The following is a 16,434-nucleotide window of genomic DNA, read 5'->3' as shown; positions in this document are numbered from 1 at the left end:
CGAGAGCCTGGGGAAGCGGGAAGTCTGGTCGTCGCGCCCGTGTGACCGAAGGGTCAGTCGTGGGAGTGCAGCGGCTTGCCCGCCAGGGCGAGGTGGGCCTCGCCCAGCGCCTCGTTCTGCGTCGGGTGGGCGTGGATGAGCTGGGCGACCTCGGCCGGCAGCGCCTCCCAGTTGTAGATCAGCTGGGCCTCGCCGACCTGCTCGCCCATGCGGTCGCCGACCATGTGGACGCCGACCACGGCCCCGTCCTTGACCTGGACGAGCTTGATCTCGCCCGCGGTCTTGAGGATCTTGCTCTTGCCGTTGCCCGCGAGGTTGTACTTGAGGGCGACGACCTTGTCCGCGCCGTAGAGCTCCTTGGCCTTGGCCTCGGTGATGCCCACGGAGGCGACCTCGGGGTGGCAGTACGTCACCTTCGGCACGCCGTCGTAGTCGACCGGGACGGGGTTCTGACCGGCCAGGCGCTCGGCCACCAGCATGCCCTCGGCGAAGCCGACGTGGGCGAGCTGCAGGGTCGGCACCAGGTCGCCCACGGCCGAGATCGTCGGGACGTTGGTCTGCATGTACTCGTCGACCAGGACGTAGCCGCGGTCCATGGCGACGCCCTGCTCCTCGTAGCCGAGGCCCTGCGAGACCGGGCCGCGGCCGATGGCGACCAGGAGGACCTCGGCCTCGAAGGTCTTGCCGTCGGCGAGGGTCACGCGGACACCGTCCTGCGTGTACTCGGCCTTCTCGAAGAACGTGCCGAGGTTGAACTTGATGCCGCGCTTGCGGAAGGCGCGCTCAAGAAGCTTGGAGCTGTTCTCGTCCTCGACCGGCACGAGGTGCTTGAGACCCTCGATGACCGTGACGTCGGCCCCGAAGGACTTCCACGCCGAGGCGAACTCGACGCCGATGACGCCGCCGCCCAGGATGATCGCGGACTTCGGCACGCGGTCCAGGGTCAGGCCGTGGTCCGAGGAGATGATGCGGTTGCCGTCGATCTCCAGGCCCGGCAGCGACTTCGGCACGGAGCCGGTCGCGAGGAGCACGTGGCGGCCCTGGATCCGCTGGCCGTTCACATCCACGGAGGTCGGCGACGAGAGCTTGCCCTCGCCCTCGATGTAGGTCACCTTGCGGGAGGCCACCAGGCCCTGCAGGCCCTTGTAGAGGCCCGAGATCACGTCGTCCTTGTACTTGTGGACGGCCGCCATGTCGATGCCCTCGAAGGTGGCCTTCACGCCGAACTGGTCGGCCTCGCGCGCCTGGTCGGCGATCTCGCCGGCGTGCAGCAGCGCCTTCGTGGGGATGCAGCCGTTGTGCAGGCAGGTGCCGCCGAGCTTGTTCTTCTCGATCAGGGCGACGTCCAGGCCCAGCTGCGCTCCGCGCAGGGCCGCGGCGTAACCGCCGCTACCGCCGCCGAGGATCACTAGGTCGAAAACAGTGCTGGCGTCGTTCGCCACGTCACGTCCTCCATGCATGTGCGCCGTACGCCGGACCCCTGTTCTCGGGGGACGACCGGTCGGTCGGCTGGTATTCGGCCGCTCTTGTTTCGGCCCTTTGGTGGGGGCCCTGTCCTGCCGAGAACCCATCTTCGCACTTGTCGGCGGGAGACGGGACGCCGGGCCGGGGTGTGAGACGTCGGATCGACCGTCTGCAGGGCCATCTCGTGCGTACGAACGTACGGATTTCGTCGAGGGCGAAATCGCACCGGGGCCCCGGACGCCGTGGCGGCCGGAGCCCCGGATCAACGTACGCGAATCAGCCCAGGTCGCCCGATGCGGTGTGCTCGGCGAGCCGGACCAGGGTGCGCACCGCGGATCCGGTGCCGCCCTTGGGGGTGTAGCCGTAGGGCGCGCCCTCGTGGAAGGCGGGGCCCGCGATGTCGAGGTGGGCCCAGGTGATGCCCTCGCCGACGAACTCCTGCAGGAACAGGCCGGCCACCAGGCCGCCGCCCATGCGCTCGCCCATGTTGGCGATGTCGGCGGTGGGGGAGTCCATGCCCTTGCGCAGATCGGCGGGGAGCGGCATCGGCCACGAGGGCTCGCCGGCCTCCTCGGCGATCTCGTGCACCGAGGTACGGAACGCGTCGTCGTTCGACATGATGCCGAAGGTGCGGTTGCCCAGGGCCATCATCATGGCGCCGGTCAGCGTCGCCACGTCGACGATCGCGTCGGGCTCCTCCTCGGAGGCCTTGGCGATGGCGTCGGCCAGGACCAGGCGGCCCTCGGCGTCGGTGTTGAGCACCTCGACGGTCTTGCCGCTGTACATCCGCAGGACGTCGCCGGGGCGGGTCGCGGAGCCGGACGGCATGTTCTCGGCGAGCGCCAGCCAGCCGGTGACGTTCACCTCCAGGCCCAGGCGCGCGGCGGCGACGACGGCGGCGAAGACCGCGGCGGCACCGGCCATGTCGCACTTCATGGTCTCGTTGTGACCGGCGGGCTTGAGGGAGATGCCGCCCGAGTCGTAGGTGATGCCCTTGCCGACGAAGGCGAGGTGCTTCTTCGCCTTGGAGCTCGTGTACGAGAGCTTCACCAGGCGCGGCGGGGCGTCCGAGCCGGCGCCGACGCCGAGGATGCCGCCGTAGCCGCCCTTGGTCAGCGCCTTCTCGTCGAGCACCTGCACCTTGATGCCGTGCTCCTTGGCCGCGGCCTGGGCGACGGCGGCGAAGGCCTCCGGGCTGAGGTCGTTCGGCGGGGTGTTCACCAGGTCGCGGGCGCGGTTGAGCTCCTCGGCGACGGCGACGGCACGCTCCAGGGCGGCCTTGTGCGCCTTGTCGCGGGGCTTGGCGCCGAGCAGGGCCACCTCGGCCAGCGGGGCCTTGGCCTCCTTGCCGTTCTTCTTCGCGGCCTTGGCGTCGCCCTGGTCCTTGTAGGCGTCGAAGCTGTACGCGCCGAGCAGCGCGCCCTCGGCGACGGCGCCGATGTCCTCGGCGTCCTCCAGCGGCAGCGCGAACGCGGCCTTCTTCGAGCCCTTGAGGGTGCGCGCGGCGGCACCGGCGGCACGGCGCAGCGTGTCCGTGCCGTACGTCTCGTCCTTCTCCGGGACCTCGCCGAGACCGACCGCGACGACGACCGGAGCCTTGAGGCCGGACGGCGCGGGGAGCTTCGTCACCTCACCCTCGCCGCCCGAGGCGCCGAGGGTCTCCAGGACGGACGCGAGCTTGCCGTCGTACGCCTTGTCCACGGCCTCGGCGCCGGGAGCGACGACCAGGCCCCCCTTGGATCCAGCGCCCTTCGCGACACCGACGACGATCGCGTCGGCACGCAGGCCGGTCGCGGCGGCGGTGCTGAGAGTCAGAGCAGTCACGGTGGTGAGGTCCTCTTTCGGTGAGTTTCGACGGGCTGTGGGGTGGTGAGCCCGTCGCGAGCCTACGCCCGTGAGCGCTGCGGTGCGCCTCACTGTGTGTGTCGGGCGTGCTGCCGGGCACGCGGCGCCCGCCGTCCGCCCCCTTGTCAGCCGAGCGCGAGGACCACGAGGGCGACCGTCGCCGCGGTCTCCGCGAGCCCGCCGAAGACGTCTCCGGTGACCCCGCCGAAGCGCCGTACGCAGTGCCGCAGGAGCAGTTCGGCGGCGCCGAGCGCGAGGACGACGGCCGCCGCGCCGCGCACCGCGTCGGCCGCGCCGAGCGGCACCGAGGCGGCCGCCGCCGCGCCCACCACGAGGGCGGCGACGCCGAGCGCGCGGGCGCGCGGGACGACCCCGGCGACGGCGGCGCCGAGCCCCTCCGGGCGGGCCGGCGGCACCCCGGCGCGGGCGGCCAGGGTCAGGGCCAGCCGGGCCGCGGCGGCGGAGACGACGGTGGCGGTGGCGCCGCGCGCCCAGGAGTCCGCGTACAGCTGGAAGACCGCGGCGACCTGCGCGAACAGCACGAACAGCAGGGTGATGACGCCGAACGGGCCGATGTCGGACTGCTTCATGATGCGCAGCGCGTCCTCGGCGGGCTTGGCGCTGCCCAGGCCGTCGGCGGTGTCGGCGAGGCCGTCCAGGTGCAGGCCGCGGGTGAGCGCGGCCGGGGTGGCCACGGCGGCGACCGCGGCGAGCAGCGGGCCCGCGCCGAGCGCGGTCAGGACGCCACCGGCCGCCGCGGCGAGCAGGCCCACGGCGAGCCCGGCGAGCGGCGCCCACTGCATGCCCGCGCGGGCCGCGTCGCGGTCCCACCGGGTGACGCGGACGGGGAGCGCGGTCAGGGTGCCGAAGGCGAAACGTATGCCGTCGGCGGGGGAGGTTCTGGACACCGCGGAAGGCTACCCCGGGGGAACGTCCCGCCCTGCGGATCACTCTTCGGGGACGGAGGATGGGCGCATGAACGACTGGCGGGCCGCATGAGCGACTGGTGGTACCGGAACATCGTCGAGCCGGGGAAACTGCCCCTGCTGCTCGCGCTGCTCTCCTTCGTGGGGTCGTTCGTGGTCACCCGGACCATCACGCGGCTGATCCGCGCGGGCAGGGGCCCGTTCCGCAACATCAGCTCGGGCGACGTGCACATCCACCACGTCGTGCCGGGCATCTTCCTCATGCTGGTCGGCGGGTTCTGGGCGGTGGCCGCCGGGCGGCACGGGGCGGGCCCGCTGTACGCCGCGGTGATCTTCGGGGTGGGCGCGGGCCTGGTGCTCGACGAGTTCGCGCTGATCCTCCACCTCGACGACGTGTACTGGAGCGAGCAGGGCCGCAAGAGCGTGGAGGTCGTGATGCTCACGGCCGCGCTCGTGGTGCTCGTGCTGACCGGCTTCACGCCGTTCGGGGTGAACGACCTGACGCCCGAGGAGCGGCAGAACCGGGGGCTGTTCGCCCTGAACGTCGGCATCAACTGCGGCTTCTCGCTGATCGCGCTCCTGAAGGGGAAACTGCGCACCGCGCTGATCGGCATGGTGATCCCGTTCGTCGCGCTGATCGGCGCGATCCGGCTGGCCCGGCCCGGCTCGGCGTGGGCGCGGCGGTTCTACCGCAACCGGCACCGGGCACGCGCGCGTGCGGGGCTGCGGGCCTTCCGGCACGACCGCCGCTGGGCGGGCAAGAGCCGCAGGCTTCAGGACTGGATCGGCGGGTTCTCCGAGTCGGGGCCGGACGCGCGCCCGGGGTCGGACGCGGGTTCGGGGCCGGGCGCGGGACGGCTGCCGCCGCGCCGCTGACCCCGGCCCGCCCGCGGGACCACGCACAGCAGGACGAGCACGGCGGCGATGGCGGCCAGGTGCTCCTTGCCCGCGAGGTTGTCCTTGACCAGTACCTCGACGACCATCACGACGCCGACCAGGGCCGCGGTGACGTACGCCCGGTAGCGCCAGCACACGTACACCGCGAGGCCGACCACCGCCGCCGACGGGCCGGTGTCGACGACCTGCGCGTCGGAGGCGGGCAGCCCCACGGGGTTGCCGGGGCCCAGCTCGATGCCCACCCGCGCGTAGAGCGTGCCGGCGAGCGTGGCCGCGTACCCGATGAGCAGCGTGCGCCACCGGCCCAGACAGATCTCCGCGATGCCGAAGACGAGCAGGAGCTGCGCGAGGGCGCCCCACACGGGCAGGTCGAGGGCGGGCACGAACAGCGAGAGCGGGGTGCGCAGCAGGGCGAGCCACAGCGGGTCCTCGGCGCGCACGCAGCCGATGTTCTGCACGAACTGGTAGCCCCACGGCTGGTTCTGCACGTACTGGAGGGCCGCCGTGAGGCAGACGGCCGCCAGCGTCATGGGCACGGCCCGCCACCGCCGGGCGAGGAGCGCGGCGCGCACGGTGGAGAACAACGGCCCCCACTCGGCGCGGGCACAGCGGGCCAGGGTGCTCATCGTCTCGACTCCAGGTGTTTGCGGTGCAGCCACTTCGGCAGGCCCGGGGCTTCCAGGAAGCCCTCCGCGCGGGCGGCGGAGATGCCGATGCGCACGAGGTCGGCGCTCTTCTCGAAGAGCAGGAAGCGGGGTTCCCAGATCGGCCGGTACTTGGCGTTGGCACGGTAGAGGGACTCGATCTGCCACCAGCGCGAGAAGAAGCTGAGCAGCGACCGCCACAGCCGCAGGACCGGTCCCGCGCCGAGCCGCGAGCCACGCTCGAAGACGGAGCGGAACATCGCGAAGTTGAGCGAGACCTGAGTGATCCCGATCTCGGGCGCCCGCTGCAGGAGTTCGATGACCATGAACTCCATCAGGCCGTTCTCGGAGTCGCGGTCACGGCGCATCAGGTCCAGGGAGAGCCCGTGCGGCCCCCACGGCACGAAGGACAGCAGCGCCCGCAACTCGCCCTCGCCGTCGGTGCATTCCAGCATCACGCAGCGTCCGTCCGCCGGGTCGCCGAGCCGTCCCAGGGCCATGGAGAAGCCGCGTTCGGTCGCGCCGTCGCGCCAGTCGTCGGCGCGCCGCAGCAGCTCGGTCATCTCCTCGTGCGGGATGTCCTCGTGCCGGCGGATGCGGACCGTGTAGCCCGCGCGCTTGACGCGGTTGTACGCCTGGCGGACGGTGCGCATGGCCCGCCCCTCCAGCGTGAAGTGCCCGGGAGAGGTCTCGCCCCGGGCGCCGATCTCCACGATGGCTTCGTCGCCCAGTTCCAGGGCGTCCAGGCCGTGCCGCGCGTAGATCGTGCCGGCCTCCTCGCTCGCGCCCATCACGGCGGGGATCCAGCCGTGTTCGCGGGCCTCGGCGAGCCAGGGGTCGATGGCGCCGGGCCAGGCCTCGGGGTCGCCGATGGGATCGCCGGAGGCCAGCGAGACGCCGCCGACGACGCGGTAGGCGACGGCCGCCTTGCCGGTGGGCGACCACACGACGCTCTTCTCGCGGCGCAGCGAGAAGTAGCCGAGCGAGTCGCGCTCGCCGTGCTGGTCGAGCAGTGCCCGCAGCCGCTCCTCGTCGTCCTCGGTGAGCGGGTCGACGGCCCGGCGGGCGCGGAAGGCGGCGTACAGGACGCCGCAGAGCAGCAGCGCGCTGAGCACGTTGATCGAGACGTTGACCCAGCCCGGCGTGGTGATGCCCTCGAAGCGCTTGTCGTCGGCGGCGAGCGAGACCAGGCGCATGGTGCCGTAGCGCCAGCGGTCCAGGAACGTCGAGCGGTAGTCGTCGTGGGCGCGGTTGGTGACGGTGACGAGCAGGGTGGCCAGGAGCGAGGTGACCAGGAGCCCGCCGACCGCGACGGCCGACGCCAGCCTGGGGTTGGAGCGGTCGCCCTTGGCGTAGAACTCGCGCCGCCCGACGATCAGCGCGGCCACGAACGCGGCGGTCAGGACCAGGGAGATCCAGTTCTGCGCGTACCCGCGGATCTCCGGGAAGACCATCGCGAAGGCGAACAACAGCAGGAAGAGCCCGCCGAGCACCAGGTTGAGGATCCACGCGGCGCGCTTGCGGCGCCGCATGGTGATCGCCAGGAACAGCGTGAAGAGGCCGGAGGCGAAGCCCGCGGTCAGCAGGTACGGAGTGAAGTAGTTCTCCGTGTTGTGCTGCCGCAGGTCCTGTCCGAGGGAGACCCAGACGGCGCTCAGGAAGTTGATGAAGGTGACGGCGCGGAGGTACCAGACGGTGAATCCCGCGGCGCGGCGCTGTATGTCGGTGCGTGCTTTCTGTCGCCCGGCGGCGACCTGCTCATCTCCCATGAAAAGGGATCATATGGGCAAGTGTCGCCCCCTTGCGGCGCGCAGACGTTCGGCACGCTTTGCGGGCAAGTGTTCCACAAGTGACGCGAACCGGCGTTCCGCCCGCTTTGGGTACGCGTGCGGGCGTGCGGGGCAGGGGAGTACCGCGGGGGCGCCGGTGACGAGGTGTCAGCACTCGCCCCGGCGCCGGGCGGTCACTCGGCGGGCGGGGTCGCGGCCTTCGGGGCGGAGGGGGGTGCGGGGGCCACCGGCTCTTCGGGCGCCACCGGCTCTTCGGGCGCCACGGGCTGTGCGGATGCCACGGCGGCTTCGGGTGCCACGGCCGCTCCGGGTGCCACGGCGGCTTCGGGTGCCACGGCCGGGTCGGATGCCACGGCCGCTTCGGGCGCCGCGGGTGCCGAGGGCTCCTCGGGCGTCGCCTCCGCCGCGGGCTCCGCAGCCCGCTCCGGCAGTTCCGCCGCCAGCGCCGCCGCGGCCCGCACCAACGGCAGCGCCAGCAGCGCCCCGAGGCCCTCGCCGACCTTCACGCCGTGCGCGAGCAGCGGCTCCAGCGCCATCCGGTCCAGCGCCTTGGACTGCGCGGGCTCCCCGCTGTCGTGGCCCGCTAGCCACCAGTCCGGCGCGCGGAACGCGGCCCGCTGCGCGACCAGCGCCGCCGCCGACGCCACGACGCCGTCGAGGATCACCGGTGTCCGCCGGACCGCGCACTGCAGCAGGAAGCCCGTCATCGCGGCGATGTCCGCGCCGCCGACCGCGGCCAGCAGCTCCAGCTGGTCGCCGAGCACCGGACGGGCCCGCCGCAGGGAGTCGCGTACCGCCGCGCACTTGCGCATCCACGCCAGGTCGTCGATGGCCTCGCCGCCGCGCCCGGTCACCACCGACGCGTCGGTCCCGCACAGCGCGGCGACCAGCGTCGCGGCCGGTGTCGTGCCGCCCACGCTCACGTCGCCGAGCACGACCAGGTCGGTGCCGGAGTCCGCCTCCTGGTCGGCGACGGCCATGCCCGCGCGCACCGCCTGCTCCGCCTCTTCGGCGGTCAGCGCGTCCTCGATGTCGATGCGGCCCGACCCGCGCCGCACCCGATGCCCCGCGACCTCCGCGGGCAGCTCCGCCGGGTCGCAGTCCAGGGCCATGTCGACGACCCGGACGGGCACGTCGAGGCGCCGGGCGAGGACGGAGACCGGGCTCTCGCCGTCGAGCACGGCACGTACGAGCGCGGCGGCACTCCCCGCGGGCCGCGCCGAGACGCCGAGTCCCGCCACCCCGTGGTCGCCCGCGAACAGCACGACGCGCGGCCGCTCGACCGGCCGCAGCGGCACCGCCGACTGGGCCGCCGAGAGCCACTCGCCGAGTTCGTCCAGGCGGCCCAGCGAACCGGGCGGCACGGTCAGCCGCTCCCTGCGTTCCTCGGCGTCGCGGCGCACCCCGCCGTCGGGCCGCTCGATCAGGTCGGTGAAGTCGTCGAGATTCAGCGAGCTCATTCGCCGAACAGTACCGGGAGCGGCACCACCGCCGCTCGAACGGTCCTGCGAGCCGCGCCCGCCCAACCGACGGACCCGGCACGGCGACACGGCGCCCGGTCGCGTCCCGTGCGGCACCGGATGCATAGCGTCATCGTGTGCGCGGGAATGATCCTTTACGTGCCCGTTTGTATCGGCTTGTCGTACCGGCGTACCCCCTCGGCCCCTACGTCTCCTACGCCTCCCTGATCCCTCACCCCTCACCCCTCACTCCTTTCATCTCCCTCGGCCCCAGGACCTCCCAGGAGTACGCCCATGACCACGGACGCCGCCCAGCAGGTCGCCGCACGGCGGCCCGCCTACCTCGCCGAACTCGCCCAGGGCACCGAGCGATTCCACGAGCCGCGCCGCACCGACTGCCCCTGGTGCGGCTCCGAGCGGCTGCGGGTGCGGCTGCGCACCACCGACCTGGTCCAGCACAAGCCGGGCCGCTTCACGCTGGAGCGGTGCGGGGACTGCGGCCACTCCTTCCAGAACCCCCGCCTCACCCGGGAGGGCCTGGACTTCTACGCCCGCGACCTGCCCGCGGGCCCCGACGGGCGCGGCGGCACGACCGCGGACCCCGGCGGGCCCGGCACCCGGCGCCGCCTCTCCCGCGCCCACGCGATGCGCGCCTTCGACGAGCCCGAGTGCTGGCTGGACGTCGAGACCGGCGCCGCGCACTTCGCGGCCCTGGCCAAGCAGGTCCTGCCGTACACCGCCTTCGACGGCCTCGACGCGGGCGACGGCGTCACCGAGGGCGTACGGCGCGGGCGCATCGAGGAGGGCCACCGCGGCACCCTCACCGAACTCGCCGACTCCCTCGCGGGCCGCTACGACGCGCTGAGCATGTTCCACTACCTGCAGCACCGCCCGGACCCGCGCGCGGAACTCAGGGCCGCCAAGGCCGTGCTGCGCCCCGGCGGACACCTGATGATCGAGACGCCCGACCCCGAGAGCCGCTACGCGCGCCTGCTCGGCAAGTGGTGGGCGCCGCACGTCCAGCCGAGGCACCTGCACCTGCTGCCGCTCGCCAACCTCCGCGCGGAGCTGACGGAGCTCGGCTTCACCGTCGTCGCCGTCGAGCGCCGCGCCCCGCACGTCCCCGCCGACCTGAGCGGCGCCCTCGCGCTCTTCCTGGACTGCCACGCCCCCGGCGCCGACGTCCCCTGGCGGGCCAAGCCCGCCTCCCCGCTCCAGCTCCGGCTGCGGCGGGCCGCCTGCTGGGCCTCCGTGCCGCTGATCGCGGCCGCCCGCACCCTCGACCGCGCCCTGGCCCGCCTGCTGACCCGCACCGGCTTCTCCAACACCTACCGGGTCATCGCGCGCCGGGGCGCCGACGGGCACGAGCAGGACTGACCGGGGCGGGGATCAGCCGCGCAGCGCCAGGGCCTGGCCCGCCACGACGAGCAGCACGTGCTCGCACTCGGCGGCGAACGCCGTGTTGAGGCGGCCCAGATCGTCGCGGTAGCGGCGGCCCGACGCGGTCGCGGGCACGATCCCCGAGCCGACCTCGTTCGAGACGGCGACGACCGTGCGCCGGGTGGCGCGCACCGCCTCCGCCAGCTCGGTGACCCGCCCGCGCAGCTTGCGCTCGCCGCCGCCCGCCCACTCGTCGTCGTCCCACGCCCGGACCTCGTCCATGACGTGGGTCAGCCACAGCGACAGGCAGTCGACGAGCAGCGGCGGACCGTCCTGCGCGAGCAGCGGCACCAGGTCGCAGGTCTCCGTGGTCCGCCAGGAGCCGGGGCGCCGCTCGCGGTGCACGCTCACCCGCCGGGCCCACTCGGTGTCGCCGTTCCTGGTCCCGCCGGTCGCCACGTAGAGCACGTCGGGGAAGGCCTCCAGGCGCCGCTCGGCCTCCACCGACTTGCCCGAGCGCGCACCGCCCAGGACGAGGGTGCGCCGCGGCACGTCCGGCACGGCCTCGTAGGCGCCGACCACGAGCGTGGAGCCGTCGGGCACGGCCCGCGCGCCCGCCGCGGCGAGCCGGCGCGTCAGCTCCGGGGCCGGCGGCGCCTCGTGCCCGATGTGCACGGCGATCACGTCGGTGGTGGGCCCGACCGCACCGGCCGCCCGCAGCCGGGCGATCCCGTCCGGGCGCCCCACGACGTCCGCGACGACCATCTCGTACGGCGCCTGCCCGCCGTTGCCGCCGCCCTCGCCGAGCCCGGCGGGCGCCCCGCCCGGCGGCAGGTACAGCAACCGCTCCCCGTCCGGCCCGGTCACCTCGTAGCCGGAGCCCGGCGCGTCCAGGGCCACCGCGCGCACCCGGTGCCCGGTGAGCAGCGCGAGCTCGCGGCCGTCGGCGACCCGGCCCGGCTGCGGCAGGCCCGCGGGGACCTCGACGGCGGGCCCGTCGTGCGGATGGGAGAGCAGCACCTGGCGCACTCCGCCGAGCGAGTGCCCGGCACGCGCGGCCGCGAAGGCCGCCCCCGGGGTGAGGTCGAGCAGCAGGACGCCGTCGACGAGGGCCGCGGTCGCGGCGCGCGCCGCGGGGCCGAGCGCGGTCGCGCAGGCCGCGCAGGGGCAGTCGGGCAGGGGCAGTCCGCCGGGGGCGCCGGTGCCGAGCAAGGTCAGTTCCACACGAAGATCCTCCCGCGTCGGGTCGAGCGCCGCGCGCCCGGCTAGGCTTCAAGCGGATTCAGGCGGTTCGCACGCCGCAACGGAACCTTCGGGAGGCTGACATGGCGGCATGGACGTGGCGGTTCGAGAAGGCGGACGGGACGGAGGTCCAGCCCGCGGTGCAGCCCGAGGAGTTCACCACACAGGGGGACGCGGAGTCCTGGGTCGGTGAGTTCTGGAAGGAGCTGTCCGAGGGCGGCGCCGACCAGGTGAGCCTCTTCGAGGACGCGAACAAGATCTACGGGCCGATGAGCCTGCACGCCGGGGACGCGGCGGCCGAGGACGCCCCGGCCTAGGCGGTACGGCACACCCGGGAGGCGGCGGCCGGACCACGGCCGTCGCCTCCCGCACGTCCCGCGCCGCCCCTCGACCCGTACCCGACCCGTCCGTCCCGCGCCCCTTCACCGCATCCGCTCCCGCCACCGCATCCGGTCCCGCCCGCTCCAGCCCGCTACATCTCGCCGAGCGTGACGTCCGCGGTCTTCTCGTCCCCGTCGCGTACGTACGTGACCTGCGTCTTGTCGCCCGGCGCGGCGCCCGCCAGCGCCTCGGAGAGCGAGTTGATGGTCGTGACCTCGTCGTCGCCGAGGCGCGTGATGATGTCACCGGCCCGCAGGCCCGCCCCGGCCGCGGCGCCGTCCTTCTTCGCGTCGACCACGGCGACCCCGGCGGGCCGGTAGTCGTCGTCCAGGACCGTGCGCCCGGTGATGCCGAGCGCGGCCCGCCCCGAGTCGGTGACCTTGCCGCTCTTGATGATCTGCCCGGCGACCGTCTTCACCATCGAGGAGGGGATGGCGAAGCCGATGCCCGGCGCGGCGCCGTCGCCCATCTGCGGATCGGTCGCGGCGAGCGTGGGGATGCCGATGACCTGTCCGTCCAGGTCGACGAGCGCGCCCCCGCTGTTGCCCGGGTTGATGGCGGCCGACGTCTGGACCATGTTGGCGATGGTGGCCCCGGTCCCGCCGCCGGAGCGGCCCTCGCTGACCGTGCGCCCGACGGCCGAGACGATGCCCTGGGTGACGCTGGAGGAGAGGCCGAGCGGGGAGCCCATGGCCAGCACGATCTGGCCGACCTCGGCCTTGGTGGAGTCGCCGAACGACGCGGCCTTCAGCCCGTTCGGCACGTCGTTCAGCTTGATGACCGCGAGGTCCTGCTCGGGGTAGGCGGCCACCAGGTCGGCGGTCAGGGCCTGCTCGCCGGTGGCCGTGGTCACCTTGAACCGCTTGCCGTCACCGACCACGTGGGCGTTGGTGACGATGTGCCCCTTGTCGTCGTAGACCACCCCGGAGCCGAGGCCCTCGGAGGCGTCGATCTGCACGACGGACGGCAGTACGTCCTTGATGACCTTCTGGTAGTCCGCCTGCAGGTCGTTCGCGGCGGCGGGCGCGGCCTGCGTGGTGGATCCGCCGGCGTCACCGGACCCCGCGGACGAGCACCCGCCGACGAGCGCGGCGGCGGTGAGGGCGGCGAGCAGGGGCACGGACACGGCACGGGCACGAGAGACAGTCATGTCCCGAGTGTCGGTTTTGTCGTACGCGGTCGCCCTGACTTAGGGGGCCGATCAGGGGCCGGAGACCGACCGACCCCGATCTCCCTGCCCCCCCGGATCCGCCGGCTCACCTCAGGCCCCTCAGGCCCCTCAGGCCCCTCGGCTCCCCTTTGGCCCCCTCAGACCCGCACCCCGCACAGGTGCAGCAGCGCGGCGACCCGCCGGTAGGGGTCGGTGCGCCCGGCCCGCTCCTCGGCCGCGAGCAGCGCCTCCAGCTCCCACTCCGGCGGAACGGCCGCGTCGTCCGCGGCGGTGTCCGTGAAGACCCGCACGCCGTACCAGGCCTGCAGCGGAGCGGCGAGCCCCGCCAGCGACGAGGTCAGCGCGTCGAGCCGGTCCGCGCGGGCGTCGACCCCGATGCGGTTGCGGTACGTGACGGAGTCGAAGGAGGCGAGCGCGCCCGCCCAGTCCCCGGCAAGCCCCGGCCGCATCGCCAGCGCCTCCGCGTTGCGCACGAGGAGCGAGAGCAGCCCGCCGGGCGCCAGCATCCGGGCCAGACCGGCCAGCAGGGCGTCCGGCTCCTCGACGTACATCAGGACGCCGTGGCAGAGCACGACGTCGAAGCTGCCGGGCAGGAAGTGCACCCCGGTCTGGTGCCCGTCGCCCTCCACGATCCGCACCCGCCCCTGGATGCCCTCGGGCTCCTCGGCGAGCGCGGTGCGCGCGGCGGCGATCATGGCGGGGTCCTGCTCGACGCCCGTCACCTTGTGCCCGGCCCGGGCGAGTCGCAGCGCCTGGGTGCCCTGGCCCATGCCGACGTCGAGGACCCGCAGCCGCTGCCCCACGGGGAAGCGCGCCACTATCTGCTCGTCGAGCTGGCGCGCCACCAGCTCCTGGCGGACGGCGTTGCGCAGACCGCCCAGCTTCCGCAGCCAGGCGCCGGCGCCGCCGGAGAATCCGCTCAGAGCCGTGCCCCGCGCTTGACCTGCGGCTTGGGCAGTCGCAGCCGGCGCATCTGGAGGGTGCGCATGAGGGCGTACGCGACGGCGCCCTTCCTGCTCTCGTTCGGGAAGCGCTCGCTCAGGCGCTTCTTCAGCCGGAACACGGTCGCGATCGAGTCGACGACGATCAGGACGATCACGAAGAGCCAGAGCAGCAGCGCGATGTTCTGCAGCTGGGGCACGCGGACCATGCTCAGGACGAGGATGATCACCGCGAGCGGCAGGAAGAACTCGGCGATGCAGAAGCGCGAGTCGACGAAGTCGCGCGCGTACTTGCGCACGGGGCCCTTGTCGCGGGCGGGCAGGAACCGCTCGTCCCCGCTGGCGAGCGCCTCGCGCTGCTTCGCCATCTGGGTACGGCGCTCGTCACGCTGCCGCTTGGCGGCCTCCTTGCGCGTCGTCGGCGTGTTCGTCACGCTGCGGCGCTGCGACTGCGCCATGGCGCGCTTGGGGGTGGGGCGGCCCTTCGGGGCCTGCGGGTCACGGGGCTGCTTGGAGTCGGTCACCGGCGCCTGCGCGGCCGGGGCCTTCTCTTCCTTGGATCGGCTACGGAACACAAAATCCAAGGGTACGGGGTGCGGACACATGGAGGTCGGCCCGCCGGGGAACGATCCGGCAACACCGGGCGTCTTGATTTACGTGCCTAAGGGGACGTAGCAGGCGGTTTGCGGCCGGTCCGCGACCCGCGGGCGACGGACTCCGGGGGCTGGCCCACAGGGTGGCACCTACTCCTTACGCCGGAGCGGCGGCGGACTCAGTCGTCCTTGGGGATGAGCGCATCCGCACGCGAACAGTGCGGTAATGGATGCAGGGCCCGTACTGTGGGTTCTGAGCAGTACCTGGAGCTGGAAGTCCGTCAGAAGGGGGCGCGCGAAGCCCATGAGCGGTGTCATGAAGCGTATGGGGATGATCTTCCGCGCGAAGGCGAACAAGGCCCTTGACCGGGCCGAGGATCCGCGCGAGACCCTCGATTACTCCTACCAGAAGCAGCTGGAGCTGCTGCAGAAGGTGCGCCGCGGTGTCGCCGACGTGGCGACCTCCCGCAAGCGTCTGGAACTGCAGCTCACCCAGCTCCAGAAGCAGTCCTCCACCCTCGAGGACCAGGGCCGCAAGGCGCTGGCGCTCGGCCGTGAGGACCTGGCCCGCGAGGCCCTCTCCCGCCGTGCCGCGCTCCAGCAGCAGGTGACGGACCTGGAGACGCAGCACCAGACGCTCCAGGGCGAGGAGGAGAAGCTCACCCTCGCGGCGCAGCGCCTCCAGGCCAAGGTCGACGCCTTCCGCACCAAGAAGGAGACGATCAAGGCCACGTACACCGCCGCGCAGGCGCAGACCCGCATCGGCGAGGCCTTCTCCGGCATCTCCGAGGAGATGGGCGACGTCGGCATGGCGATCCAGCGCGCCGAGGACAAGACCGCGCAGCTCCAGGCGCGGGCCGGCGCGATCGACGAGCTGCTGGCCTCCGGCGCCCTCGACGACTCCTCCGGACTGGCCAAGGACGACATCCAGACCGAGCTGGACCGGCTCTCCGGTGGTACTGATGTAGAGCTGGAACTGCAGCGCATGAAGGCGGAGCTCGCGGGCGGCTCCGGCGGCCAGCAGCAGGCGATCGAGGGCGGCCAGGGCCGGCCCCAGTCGCAGCAGCAGCCGCAGGACACCCCGCGCTTCGACAAGCAGTAGGCCCTACGCAGGTACCGCGCGGTACCGCTCACGTCCGAGGGAGGACGACATGATCGTACGGATCATGGGGGAGGGGCAGGTGAAGCTGGCGGACAGCCACTTCGCCGAACTGAACAAGCTGGACGACGACCTGCTCGCGGAGATGGAGGGCGGCGACGACGTCGCCTTCCGGCGCACGCTCCACGCGCTCCTGGACAAGGTCCGCGAGCTCGGCGCCCCCCTCCCGGACGACGCCCTGGAACCCTCGGAACTGATCCTCCCGTCCCCCGAGGCCACCCTGGACGAGGTCAAGGAGATGCTGAGCGACGACGGCCTGATCCCCGGCTGAGCGCCACAAGGGCACGGCCGCGGGCGCAGCCGGGGGCGCGGGGAACGGCGCGCCCGTCCCAAAGGCGGCCCGCAGGCGAAGGCGCAGCCGGGGGCGCGGGGAACGGCGCGCCCATCCCAAAGGCGGCCCGCAGGCGAAGGCGCAGCCAGGGGCGCGGGGAACGGCGCGCTCAGCCCAAAGGCGGCCCGCAGGCGAAGGCGCAGCCAGGGGCGCGGGGAACGGCGCGCTCAGCCCAAAGGCGGCCCGCAGGCGAAGGCGCAGCCAGGGGCG

15 protein-coding genes are annotated in these 16,434 nt (G+C 73.3%); 5 read left to right on the top strand and 10 right to left on the bottom strand.

Features of this window, described 5'->3' with window-relative positions:
• Positions 1–53: 53 nt before the first annotated feature.
• The 3 genes from lpdA to ACFYXE_RS12155 all read right to left on the bottom strand — a co-directional run bounded on the left by lpdA (position 54) and on the right by ACFYXE_RS12155 (position 4,217).
• A complete protein-coding gene (gene lpdA / locus ACFYXE_RS12165; RefSeq protein WP_361165695.1) occupies positions 54–1,442 on the bottom strand; it encodes a dihydrolipoyl dehydrogenase in 1,389 nt (462 codons plus the stop codon).
• A gap of 298 nt (positions 1,443–1,740) precedes the next feature.
• Positions 1,741–3,288 carry a leucyl aminopeptidase gene (locus ACFYXE_RS12160; protein ID WP_361165698.1) on the bottom strand — a complete coding sequence of 516 codons (1,548 nt, stop codon included), beginning with the start codon at positions 3,286–3,288 and terminating at the stop codon, positions 1,741–1,743.
• A gap of 146 nt (positions 3,289–3,434) precedes the next feature.
• Positions 3,435–4,217, bottom strand: coding sequence for an adenosylcobinamide-GDP ribazoletransferase (locus tag ACFYXE_RS12155; protein WP_389311628.1), 783 nt, complete (start codon positions 4,215–4,217; stop codon positions 3,435–3,437).
• Positions 4,218–4,304: 87 nt separating this feature from the next.
• Here ACFYXE_RS12155 and ACFYXE_RS12150 point away from each other — a divergent pair, with 87 nt between their 5' ends.
• Positions 4,305–5,111, top strand: a complete 807-nt coding sequence (locus tag ACFYXE_RS12150; protein ID WP_389311626.1) for a hypothetical protein — start codon at positions 4,305–4,307, stop codon at positions 5,109–5,111.
• On the opposite strand, the gene ACFYXE_RS12145 is transcribed toward ACFYXE_RS12150, so the two are convergent.
• The 3 genes from ACFYXE_RS12145 to cobT all read right to left on the bottom strand — a co-directional run bounded on the left by ACFYXE_RS12145 (position 5,009) and on the right by cobT (position 9,026).
• Positions 5,009–5,758, bottom strand: a complete 750-nt coding sequence (locus ACFYXE_RS12145; RefSeq protein WP_389311624.1) for a hypothetical protein — start codon at positions 5,756–5,758, stop codon at positions 5,009–5,011. The genes ACFYXE_RS12150 and ACFYXE_RS12145 overlap by 103 nt on opposite strands.
• A complete protein-coding gene (locus ACFYXE_RS12140; protein WP_389311622.1) occupies positions 5,755–7,545 on the bottom strand; it encodes a phosphatidylglycerol lysyltransferase domain-containing protein in 1,791 nt (596 codons plus the stop codon). Before ACFYXE_RS12140 ends, ACFYXE_RS12145 begins: the two co-directional genes overlap by 4 nt.
• Before the next feature lie 194 nt (positions 7,546–7,739).
• Positions 7,740–9,026, bottom strand: coding sequence for a nicotinate-nucleotide--dimethylbenzimidazole phosphoribosyltransferase (gene cobT / locus ACFYXE_RS12135; protein ID WP_389311620.1), 1,287 nt, complete (start codon positions 9,024–9,026; stop codon positions 7,740–7,742).
• Positions 9,027–9,320: 294 nt separating this feature from the next.
• Here cobT and ACFYXE_RS12130 point away from each other — a divergent pair, with 294 nt between their 5' ends.
• Entirely contained in the window at positions 9,321–10,403 is a 1,083-nt protein-coding gene (locus ACFYXE_RS12130) for a class I SAM-dependent methyltransferase (protein WP_389311618.1), read from the top strand.
• A gap of 12 nt (positions 10,404–10,415) precedes the next feature.
• Here ACFYXE_RS12130 and ACFYXE_RS12125 read toward each other — a convergent pair whose 3' ends face one another.
• Positions 10,416–11,630 (bottom strand): bifunctional adenosylcobinamide kinase/adenosylcobinamide-phosphate guanylyltransferase, encoded by a 1,215-nt coding sequence (locus ACFYXE_RS12125; RefSeq protein ID WP_389311616.1) that lies wholly within the window; start codon positions 11,628–11,630, stop codon positions 10,416–10,418.
• 101 nt (positions 11,631–11,731) lie between these two features.
• Here ACFYXE_RS12125 and ACFYXE_RS12120 point away from each other — a divergent pair, with 101 nt between their 5' ends.
• On the top strand, positions 11,732–11,965 hold the full coding sequence (locus ACFYXE_RS12120) for a hypothetical protein (RefSeq protein ID WP_389311614.1): 234 nt from the start codon (positions 11,732–11,734) through the stop codon (positions 11,963–11,965).
• 155 nt (positions 11,966–12,120) lie between these two features.
• Here ACFYXE_RS12120 and ACFYXE_RS12115 read toward each other — a convergent pair whose 3' ends face one another.
• From ACFYXE_RS12115 to ACFYXE_RS12105, 3 genes are all read right to left on the bottom strand, one after another.
• Positions 12,121–13,179 carry a S1C family serine protease gene (locus tag ACFYXE_RS12115; RefSeq protein ID WP_389311612.1) on the bottom strand — a complete coding sequence of 353 codons (1,059 nt, stop codon included), beginning with the start codon at positions 13,177–13,179 and terminating at the stop codon, positions 12,121–12,123.
• Positions 13,180–13,337: 158 nt separating this feature from the next.
• Positions 13,338–14,045 (bottom strand): class I SAM-dependent methyltransferase, encoded by a 708-nt coding sequence (locus ACFYXE_RS12110; protein ID WP_361180748.1) that lies wholly within the window; start codon positions 14,043–14,045, stop codon positions 13,338–13,340.
• Positions 14,046–14,119: 74 nt separating this feature from the next.
• Positions 14,120–14,746: a DUF3043 domain-containing protein gene (locus ACFYXE_RS12105; RefSeq protein ID WP_361180747.1), complete on the bottom strand. Its 627-nt coding sequence runs from the start codon at positions 14,744–14,746 to the stop codon at positions 14,120–14,122.
• Positions 14,747–15,038: 292 nt separating this feature from the next.
• Here ACFYXE_RS12105 and ACFYXE_RS12100 point away from each other — a divergent pair, with 292 nt between their 5' ends.
• Entirely contained in the window at positions 15,039–15,836 is a 798-nt protein-coding gene (locus ACFYXE_RS12100) for a PspA/IM30 family protein (protein ID WP_361180746.1), read from the top strand.
• Positions 15,837–15,885: 49 nt separating this feature from the next.
• On the top strand, positions 15,886–16,164 hold the full coding sequence (locus tag ACFYXE_RS12095) for a hypothetical protein (RefSeq protein ID WP_389311609.1): 279 nt from the start codon (positions 15,886–15,888) through the stop codon (positions 16,162–16,164).
• The last annotated feature ends 270 nt before the right edge of the window (positions 16,165–16,434 follow it).

The sequence above is a fragment of the Streptomyces sp. NPDC002564 genome (assembly GCF_042889645.1).
Lineage (GTDB): Bacteria > Actinomycetota > Actinomycetes > Streptomycetales > Streptomycetaceae > Streptomyces.
The sequence above is the reverse complement of the archived record's forward strand: the minus strand, read 5'-3'. Positions and strand labels throughout refer to the sequence as shown.